Here is an 8,710-nt window from a genome sequence, read left to right as displayed (position 1 = left end):
TGGCCCCCGGCGGGGCCGGCGGCTTGGGTGCCCCGGGAGGTGCGGGCGGCTTGGGCGCGCCAGGCGGCTTCGGTGGGCCACCCGCACCCGGAGGCTTCGGCGGCCCGCCCAACCCGGGCGGCCGCGGGGGTCCGCCGGGCCCACCCGGCCGCGGCGGCCCGCCGGCGAGGCCGGGCTTCGGCTTCTCCGGGGCCGGGTCGCGGTCGCCCACGTCCAGGTACAGCACCGACTGGATGCGGGAGAACCAGCCGCGCTTGGGCTGCTCCTCGTCCTCCTCCTCGGGGGCGGCCGCCGGGACGGGCGCGGGGGCCACCTTCTCCCCCGTCCACTCCAGGAAGGCGCCGCACGATCCGCAGAACGCGTCGGCCTCCTTGTTGTGGAAGCCACAGCTCTTGCAGACGATCATGGCCGGTCCACCTCCACTCTGTGCACGACGTGCGCCGGCTTGGCGGCGGCCACCGCCGAGTCGACCAGGTCCATGGGGACGCTCGACGGGTCGTGCACCCTGATGCGCACGGCCAGCCTCGGTGACGCCTCGCCGGGCATGGCGGCGCCCGGGTTCTTCGACCAGCCGACGCCGCCGCTGTCGGCTATCTCCACGCGGCCGCCGGTCAGCACCTGGAGGTTCGCCCGCAGGCCGGCCACCGTGCCGCGCATGCGGTACATCTCGACCGCCGTGGCGATCACCGCCCTGCGGCGCTCGATCGGCCAGCCCTCCTCCAGCTCGATGCCGACCCAGCCGGCCATCCAGGCGAGGAAGTCCTCCGGCGCCAGGTACGGGTCGAAGTAGTCCACCAGGCAGTCCAACGTGGACAGGATCGGGGCCAGCACGTCGTCGAAGCCGCCCACGAACCGTTCCGTGAACGGGTCCTCCTGGTACACCGCGGGCAGCATCTCGATGAACGGCGCCGCCGTCGCCATGCCCGCCACCAAGCCGCGCATCAGTGGTCCTCCACCTTCACGTGGTGCTCGTAGGAGAAGATGAGGCTGTGCGGGTCGACGTCGAGCCGCTGGCACTCCTCGCCCCGTTCACCGGTCACCGGGTTGGCGCCGAACAACCGCACGTCCTCCACCAGGTCGACGCCCCGGACCCGTTGCAGCAGCGCGTAGACGTCACCGGCCTGCACCGGGCGGCCGAACTCCCAGCCGCGCCCGTCGCGGCCGCCGCTGACCGGGTTCAGGTAGCCGTACAGCGCCGCCAGCGCCTCGGCACGCACGCGGGAGGTGTCCAGGCGGGGGCGGGCGATCACGCGGGCCACCACCGTGACGCCGCGGTAGCGGGGTGGGGACACCAGCACCCGGGTGCCGATCAGGCGGACCTCGTCGAGGCGTTCGGAGATGCGGGCCAGGGTGTCCTCACCCGGCACCAGCTCCGCGAACTCGATCTTGCCGTCGACCTCGGCCGCGGCCGGGACGATCAGCACCCGCACCGAGCCCGCGTCGGTGTCCTGGTCGCCCGCCGTCACGCACCGCACGCGGGCCACGTCCGGGGCGGCCTCCTTGGTGATGGCCTCGTAGTCCTCCGCGGTCACCGCGCGGCTGCGGGTGCGCAGCAGGATCGGGCCGCGGGCCTTCGCCTCGTCCAGGCTCTCGCCGTCGACCCCGCCCCACGCCGACTCGATGTTCTCCACCCTGGCGACGAAGGGGATCGACGACTTCAGCGTCTGGATCGCGCCCTTGCCGACGTTGCCGATCCGGCCGCCACCGGTCGCGTACCTCCGCAACCGGACCGTGGTGCCGTACGGGGGCACCGCGCCGTACTGGCGCAGGCTGCCGTCCGCCTCGCGGATCGCCGGTCCGAAGTGGACCAGGCCGGCGGCGGCGTCCAGGATGTAGTGCCGGTCGACCGGTTCGCTACCGGCGAAGTTGTCCACCCGCGTCCATTCCTGCCAGCCGTCGTCGGACATCGTCTCCAGCACCACGTCGCCCGCGCCGATGACCAGCGGCGCGCGGCCGACGGAGAACTCCTGTCCCGACACGCCTTCCGAGTCGCCGAGGACCTCCTCCTCGATGATCTCGCAGTGGTTCGCGCCGACCGTGCCGCCGATCGTGCTGGCCGACAGGGCCGTCACGAGCGGCGACGCCTCGTACGTCGGCCAGTCCTGCGCCACCTCGATCACCCGGGCCCGCAGCCAGCCCGCCGCGTGGCCGCCGAGCACCGCGGACTCGTGGTCACCGGGCACGTGCACGTGGATCTCGCCGGTCGTGTTCAACGCGCCCGTGCCGTCCGTGCTGACCCGGCAGCGCCGCCACTCCGTGCCGTTCCACGCCTCCCAGACGAGCGGCGGGTGGTCCGGGTGCACGCCGACGCCCTCGACCCGGCAGTCGAAGTCCAGGCGCACCACGCAGTTGGGCACTGGGTTGGACAGCCCGACGAGCATCGCGTCGTCGACCCGCGGCACCGCCGAGAACGCCGGGATCGACTGGCCCATCTTCAGCTCGTCGGTGTGGTCGATCTGCGAGTCCACCCCCGCCGCCTGCGTCGCGACGAAGCTCAGCGAGCACGGCAGGATCTGCAGGTCGGAGCTGGTGGAGAACACCACCGACTCCTCCTGCTCGGTGCGCAGCGTGGCCACGGAGGTGCCCATCGGCACGCCGACCGGCGTGATCGCCGGGGCGGACAGCCAGAACGTGACGCCGGCCTGCGCCGCCGTCGGCGGGATCAGCCGCAGCCCGATCAGTTCCAGGAACTTCACGTACAACCGGTCGGGCACCTGGTTGAGCCGGAACAGCAGCTGGTCGGTCATGTAGGCGAACGTCTCGATCAGCGTCACGCCGGGATCGGACACGTTGTGGTCCGTCCACTCCGGACAGCGCCGCATGACCATGCGCTTCGCGTCGTCCACCAGGTCCTGGAACCGGCGGTCATCGAGGTTCGGGGCAGGCAGCGCCATCAGTAGTCACTCCCGTCCTCTGGGATGGTGTAGAAGGGGAAGACCAGGTTGCGCCGGTCGTTGGTGTCCTTGGGCCGGTACTGGATGTCGATGTACAGCACGCCGTCCTCCTCGGGGTGCGGCGTGACCAGCACCGCCTCCACGTCGACGCGGGGTTCCCAGCGCAGCAACGCGTCCCGCACCACCTGCGACAGCTCGCCGACGGTCTCGACGTTGATCGCCCGGAACACGAAGTCGCGGATCCGGCTGCCGAACTCCGGGCGCATGGGCCGCTCGCCGGGGTAGGTGGCGAGGATCAGGCGCATGGCCTGCTCCAGCTCCACCTCCCGGCGCACCAGGGCGATCCCGCCCTGCGGCGCCACACCGAGCGGGAACGCCCACCCCGCGCCGATGAAATCCTGCCGTGTTGACTGGCTCGCTCCGCTCATCCGCGGCCGCCTCCTTCCGTCGTCTCGCGCTCGACGCTCGTTCCTCGCTCCCGAGCGCGCTCCTCCGTCAGTCCGGCGGCGGCTTCTTCGCTGCGCTCGCGTGTTGACATCGACATCCCTTAGTTCAGCTTGATCAGAGAACCCTTGACCTCGACGATGGCGCTGCTCTCGATCTTCACGCCCAACTTGCCGTTGAGCGAGAGCTGGCCCTCCGTCTCGATCTTGACCCCGCCCATGCCGCCCTTGATCGTGATGCCGCCGAGGTCCTTGCACTCGATCGTCAGGGCGCCGTTGGGCGACTTGGACTCGGGCGGCTGCGGGTTGCACGCCAGGGTCACGGTGCCGGCGACCTGGTCGATCACCAGACCGATCTTGTCGCCCTTGGTGCCCAGCTGGATCTTCGACTGGATCGGCGGCAGGCTCCCCGGCGGGCCGGGCGGCAGCTCGTCGGCGAAGGTCAGCTGGTTCCCGGCGGGCGTGGCGATACCGCGCTTGGTCACGATGCCCGAGCCGGCCACCGCGTTCTTCAGCTCGCCGTAGTCGCTCTTGCTGTTGATCAGCCCACCGAGGACGTACGGCCGGCGCGAGTCGCCGAACTCGAAGCCCACCAACACCTCGTCGCCGACCTGCGGCAGGAACAACGCGCCCGTGCTGGCCCCGGATCCGAACTGCACCACCCGGGCCCAGTCCGACTCGAAGTTCGGCGCGAGCCAGGGCAGCGCGACCTTCACCCGGCCGAGCTTGTCGGGATCCTTGAGGTTCGTGACGATGCCGCACACCAGGCCGCCGAAGCCGCGCTCCTTCGGTTGCGCGCCACCGGAAGCCAGCCCGAGCAGCGACCGGTTCTGCCGCCCGGACACGAAGAACCGGGTGCGGTAGCCGTGCTCCTCCGCGTCGAACACGTGCCGCGCGTTGGTGACGAACCACTTGCCGCAGAACTGTGCCGGCACCCCGTCGATCTCGACCTCCGCGCCGGCCTGGATGTCCGGGTTGCCCGTGGCGTCACCCTCGGCCTCCGCGAACGTGCTCGCGATGTGGTCGGCCACGCCCTTGGCCGCCGCCTCCGCCGCGGTGTCGGCCGCCGGGCCGACGCCGAGCGGGCGGTCCACCACCAGGTAGGCCGTGTTGCTCGCCTGCTGGCCGAAGTCGAGGCTCGGCATGCCCGGGATCGACGGCAGGGCCGGCAGCGACGGCAGCGAGATCAGCCCGTCGGTGAAGGACTTCGCGAGCTTCGCCGGGTCCTGGTCGTCGATGTCCGCGGTGCCGGTCTTGGCGTCCACCTTGGCCACCGCCACCCGCGCGTCCTTCGGGTCCCAGACCCGGACCTCCACGTCCGGCGTGAGGTTCGCGGCGGAGAGGCGGGGCAGGAACGTGTGCAGGTTGTCCTTGAAGGTGAGCGTGCTGCCGAGCCCGAGCATGCTGGCGAGCGCGGCGACGACGCCGCCGAGCAGCCCGCCGCCACCGTCCTTGCGCCCGGATGCCTTGCGGAAGAAGAACCTCCCGCCGACGACGCCGGTCTCGTAGCCGATCTCGCGGGCGCGCTGCTGGAGGAAGTCCCAGTCGGTCTGGGCGATCTGCGCGATGTGGTCGTGCGCGACGGACGTCTCCTCGACCGAGCCGATGTCCAGCCCGGCGTCGCTGGCGACCTGCCGCGCGATCTCCGAGTCCTTCATGTTGAGGAAGGTCTTGGTGCGCTTGGCCCGCTGCAACCGGTGCGCCTTCTCGTAACCGCGCACGACCGAGTAGATGAGGCCCTCCTGGCAGATGGCCTCGATCGAGGTGACCTCGCCCTTGATGAGCGAGGACGTCGAGTCGCTGTCCGGCGCGCCCGCGAAGATCTCGACCGTCGTGCCGATCGACAGGCCCGCGTCGGAGACGATCGTGCCCTCCTCGTCGACGAAGGTCAGCTCGAACATGTCCGGCAGGTGCAGGTGCGTGTCCACCACCGCGCGCACCAGGTTCTCCGCGACGTTGGGCAGCAGGGGGATCCCGATCATCTTGCCGACCTTCACGGTCGGCCACACGATCGCGGTGTCGTCACCGCCGCCGAGCAGGCTCGTCATGCCGCCGCCTCCTCCGCTCCGCAGGCTCCGCTCATCGCCCGCTCCGCTGGTCCAGCTCGTCGGGGTTGGGCAGGTAGACGGTGGCGCCCGGACGCACCCTGGTCGGGTCCTTGATGCCGTTGACCTCGGCGATGCGCCGCCAGGCGTTCGGGTTGCCGTAGTTGGCGGTCGCGATGGTCTGCAGCGACTCGCCGTGCCCGACGGTGTGCGCGCGGCGGCCGGTGAGGCCGCCGGAGGTGGGGTTCTGCGGCAGCGTGCCGAGCAGCGACGGCACCTCGTTCATGGCGAGGGTGACCTCGGCCCGCACCGGGATGCCCGCCGAGGTGAACCGCTTGTACACGATGCCTATCTTCTGCAGCTGCACCGTGTACATGAAGCCGATCATGGGTGGGCCCCACTGGAACGTGAGCTCGGGCGGCTGTGTCTTGAGGTTCTTGCCCGTCGCCGCGGACAGCAGCTGCCCGAGGAACCCGCCGCTCGGGTTCGTCCACGTCAGCAGCGTGTCACAGCGCAGCTTGGTGTCCAGCCCCTCGAAGACCACCTTGCTGATGTTGATGGTCAGCGGCGGGATCTTCTGCGTCTGCGCCCGCCCGCCGCCCCTGCTCGGTGACGGCGTGGTCTTCTGCACCGCCTGCCGGGCAAGGGAGATCTCGGTCGGGTTGAAGTCGAAGTACACGAACCCGATGTTGGGCAGCGTCGTGCACCGCAGCGACGCGGGCACCCGGGCGCCGGCGAGCGACGCGGCGCCGATCGCCACCCCGGCGGCGAGGTTGGCACCGGCCGACACCATGGCCACGGTCATCGTAGAACCTCTCTGCTCTCGGTCGTCATTCCCTCAGCGAGTTCCGCTCAGAGAAAACCCTCGTGGACGAGCACCAGCTGCTCCATCGCGACGCCGACGGACATGGCGTCGAGGTCCGGGCCCTTCCAGCTCTCCGGGTAGACGTTGCGCAGCATCCACCGCGTGACCTCACTGCCCCGCGAGTCGAAGAGGATGATCGTCGCGGTGCCACCGCCGCCGCTCTTGTGCCCGTCGATCCAGTTCGCGGCGCGGTCCTGCAGCCAGCCGAGGACCTTCTGCGTGTCCTGCTTGCTGATCGCGCGCTGCAGGACCACCTTCGAGTACTTGATCTCGCCGGGCAGGATCGTCTGGTACTGGTAGTTCCCGCCGTCGGTGACCGGCACGGAGTTGAACGTCACCTCGAGGCCCTGGCACCGTGCCCAGCCGCCGAGGTCCACGCCCTGGACGGACACGTGGAACCGCGCCGTGAGCGCGAGCAGGGTCTGCAGGCTGGCAGTCATGTCCCGGTGCCTCAGACGAGCTTGCGCTCGTCCTCGAGGAAGCCCTTGTGGACCAGCTCGAGCGTCTCGATCGCGACCTGGCTGGCCCCGGCGTCGAAACTGTTGATGGCCCACTTGCTCGGCATGACGTCCCGCAGCTTCCACTTGGCCGCCGGCACCGCGGCGCCGCCGGAGGTGTACAGCTCGATGAAGCCCTCGAAGGGCTCCCACTCCCACGAGGTGCTGTCCAGCCACTTCTTGGTCTTCTCGAACTCCTCGGAGACCGCGCGGGAGAGCTTGACGTTGGTGTACTTGGTGTTGCCGGGGAAGTAGAGCCGGTCGTTGCCGCCGTCACCCATGCGGTACTCGGCCACGTCCCAGGTGACGTCGAGCCCTTCGGCCTTGGCCCAGCTGCCGAGGTCGTACTCCGACTTGCCCGACATGCTCACCACGAACCGGTTCGAGAGGCCGACCTGTGAGGTGTCTGTCAGTGGCATCGCTTCCTCCTAACGGAAATCGGTGAGCATTCCGGCGCGCTCACGGTCGACGAGCAGTTCGGTGCGCAGCCGGCTGCGCAACCGGTCGTAGAGCCGGGCGGCCAGCTCGTCCAGGTCGGCGTCGTCCATGTTCGCCGCCGAGCCACCGGCCCCGGCCCGGCCTTCCCGGTCCCGGTCCCGGGTGCCGGTGTCGTCGCCGGTCTGTTCGTCCTCGTCGGACTGCCACCACGTGTCGGAGTCGAACTGCGTCTCGGCGTCGGCGCCGAGCAACCCCATCCGGTCTGCGATCCGCTGGTCGGCCGGTCGGTCGTCGGTGGTCCGGCTCCCGAACCAGCTGTCCTGGCCGCCGTGGTGGGTGTCCATGCCGGTCAGGGCGTGCATCCAGGCCTGGGGCGAGTTCGCGACGTACCGCTCCTCGGGCTGCTGGCCCGACCGCGAGCCGCGGTTCCCCGACTGCGCCGGGTGCGTGGTCGTCTGCTGGAGTGCCGCCTCGTCCGTGACACGGCGGTCGATCGCGCTCAGCTCCTCGGCGGACAGGTGTGTGACGGGCAGCGCGCCGACCGCCAGGTTCCGGTTGCGGGTGGCCAGCGCGGCGGCGATGAGCTGCTCGCGGCGGGTGGGGCCGTTGAAGCCGGACGGGGTCCTGCCCGGCGCCGTGGTGTCCTCGGCGTGGGCGGCGGCGGTGCGCTCCCGGTTGTTCTGTTGCTCGACCCTGGGGTTCGTCCACTCGGCGACGACGTGCCGGGCGGACTCGGCCGCGATCCGGCCCACCTCCTGGGTGGTCACCGGGTCGAACGGGCTCTGCAGGGTCTGCGGGGTGGCCGGTTGCGCCGGTGCCGCCATCAGCTCGGTGGCGAGCTGGGCCACGGCGTTGAGGTCGGGGTCGGCCGGACCGACCGGCTCCGGCGGGGGTGCGGGTACGGGCGCGTGGATGAGCGGCGGGGGTTCGGACGCGCCGGCCTCGCCGCCGTAGAAGCGTTCCGCCGCCTGGGCGTCGGCCTCGAGCCGCTTCCCCAGCGGGGAGTCCGGCGCGGGCAGGCGGGTGCCGAGCGTGCGCTGCTGGACGGCGTGGACCAGCTCGTGGGCGAGCAGGCCGCGGGCCCCCGGTGAGTCCACCGGGCCGGCCTCGTCCGGGAGGAAGACCGCGCCGCCGGCCGCGAACGCCCGTGCGCCACGGGCTTTCGCGGCCTCACCGACTTTTGGGCCGCGGTACACCGGGACCTCGGACACGTCGGCGCGCTGCCGGCCGCGGACCTCGCCGGCCAGCGCGGGCGGCACGCGGTCGACGACCGTCCCACGTGGACGCTCCCGGCGCGGCGCCGGACGCAGCTCGGGCGTGGCGCGGTAGGTCGCGGCCACGGGCTTCGCCTGCGCGACAGGACTCGGCGGAACGGTCTCCGGCCGGGTCACGTGGTCGGTGGGGGCCGCGAGAGTGGTGTCGACGCTCGCGGGTGCCCGCGTCGCGGCGGGTGGGGCCGTTGAAGCCGGACGGGGTCCTGCCCGGCGCCGTGGTGTCCTCGGCGTGGGCGGCGGCGGTGCGCTCCCGG

General features: G+C 71.4%; 8 protein-coding genes and 1 pseudogene. All 9 read right to left on the bottom strand.

Features of this window, described 5'->3' with window-relative positions; all coding sequences use genetic code 11:
• Window positions 1-406: pseudogene (locus ACJ73U_RS34210) on the bottom strand (hypothetical protein); the annotation flags it as partial.
• On the bottom strand, window positions 403-942 hold the full coding sequence (locus ACJ73U_RS34205) for a phage tail protein (RefSeq protein ID WP_407781890.1): 540 nt from the start codon (window positions 940-942) through the stop codon (window positions 403-405). The gene ACJ73U_RS34205 and the pseudogene ACJ73U_RS34210, both read right to left, overlap by 4 nt.
• Window positions 942-2,894: a putative baseplate assembly protein gene (locus ACJ73U_RS34200; protein WP_407781889.1), complete on the bottom strand. Its 1,953-nt coding sequence runs from the start codon at window positions 2,892-2,894 to the stop codon at window positions 942-944. The genes ACJ73U_RS34205 and ACJ73U_RS34200 overlap by 1 nt, the downstream gene beginning before the upstream one ends.
• The gene (locus tag ACJ73U_RS34195) at window positions 2,894-3,322 is read right to left on the bottom strand and encodes a GPW/gp25 family protein (protein ID WP_407781888.1); all 429 of its coding nucleotides are present in this window, start codon (window positions 3,320-3,322) and stop codon (window positions 2,894-2,896) included. Before ACJ73U_RS34195 ends, ACJ73U_RS34200 begins: the two co-directional genes overlap by 1 nt.
• A 119-nt stretch (window positions 3,323-3,441) precedes the next feature.
• Window positions 3,442-5,385, bottom strand: a complete 1,944-nt coding sequence (locus ACJ73U_RS34190; RefSeq protein ID WP_407781887.1) for a phage baseplate assembly protein V — start codon at window positions 5,383-5,385, stop codon at window positions 3,442-3,444.
• 31 nt (window positions 5,386-5,416) lie between these two features.
• A complete protein-coding gene (locus ACJ73U_RS34185) occupies window positions 5,417-6,187 on the bottom strand; it encodes a LysM peptidoglycan-binding domain-containing protein (RefSeq protein ID WP_407781886.1) in 771 nt (256 codons plus the stop codon).
• 47 nt (window positions 6,188-6,234) lie between these two features.
• On the bottom strand, window positions 6,235-6,687 hold the full coding sequence (locus ACJ73U_RS34180) for a phage tail protein (RefSeq protein WP_407781885.1): 453 nt from the start codon (window positions 6,685-6,687) through the stop codon (window positions 6,235-6,237).
• An 11-nt stretch (window positions 6,688-6,698) separates the two neighbouring features.
• The gene (locus tag ACJ73U_RS34175) at window positions 6,699-7,163 is read right to left on the bottom strand and encodes a phage tail protein (protein ID WP_407781884.1); all 465 of its coding nucleotides are present in this window, start codon (window positions 7,161-7,163) and stop codon (window positions 6,699-6,701) included.
• Between the two features lie 9 nt (window positions 7,164-7,172).
• On the bottom strand, window positions 7,173-8,522 hold the full coding sequence (locus ACJ73U_RS34170) for a DUF4157 domain-containing protein (RefSeq protein ID WP_407781883.1): 1,350 nt from the start codon (window positions 8,520-8,522) through the stop codon (window positions 7,173-7,175).
• Window positions 8,523-8,710 lie beyond the last annotated feature (188 nt).

The organism is Actinophytocola sp., from assembly GCF_045807065.1.
In the GTDB taxonomy this organism is placed as follows: domain Bacteria; phylum Actinomycetota; class Actinomycetes; order Mycobacteriales; family Pseudonocardiaceae; genus Actinophytocola.
The sequence above is the reverse complement of the archived record's forward strand: the minus strand, read 5'-3'. Positions and strand labels throughout refer to the sequence as shown.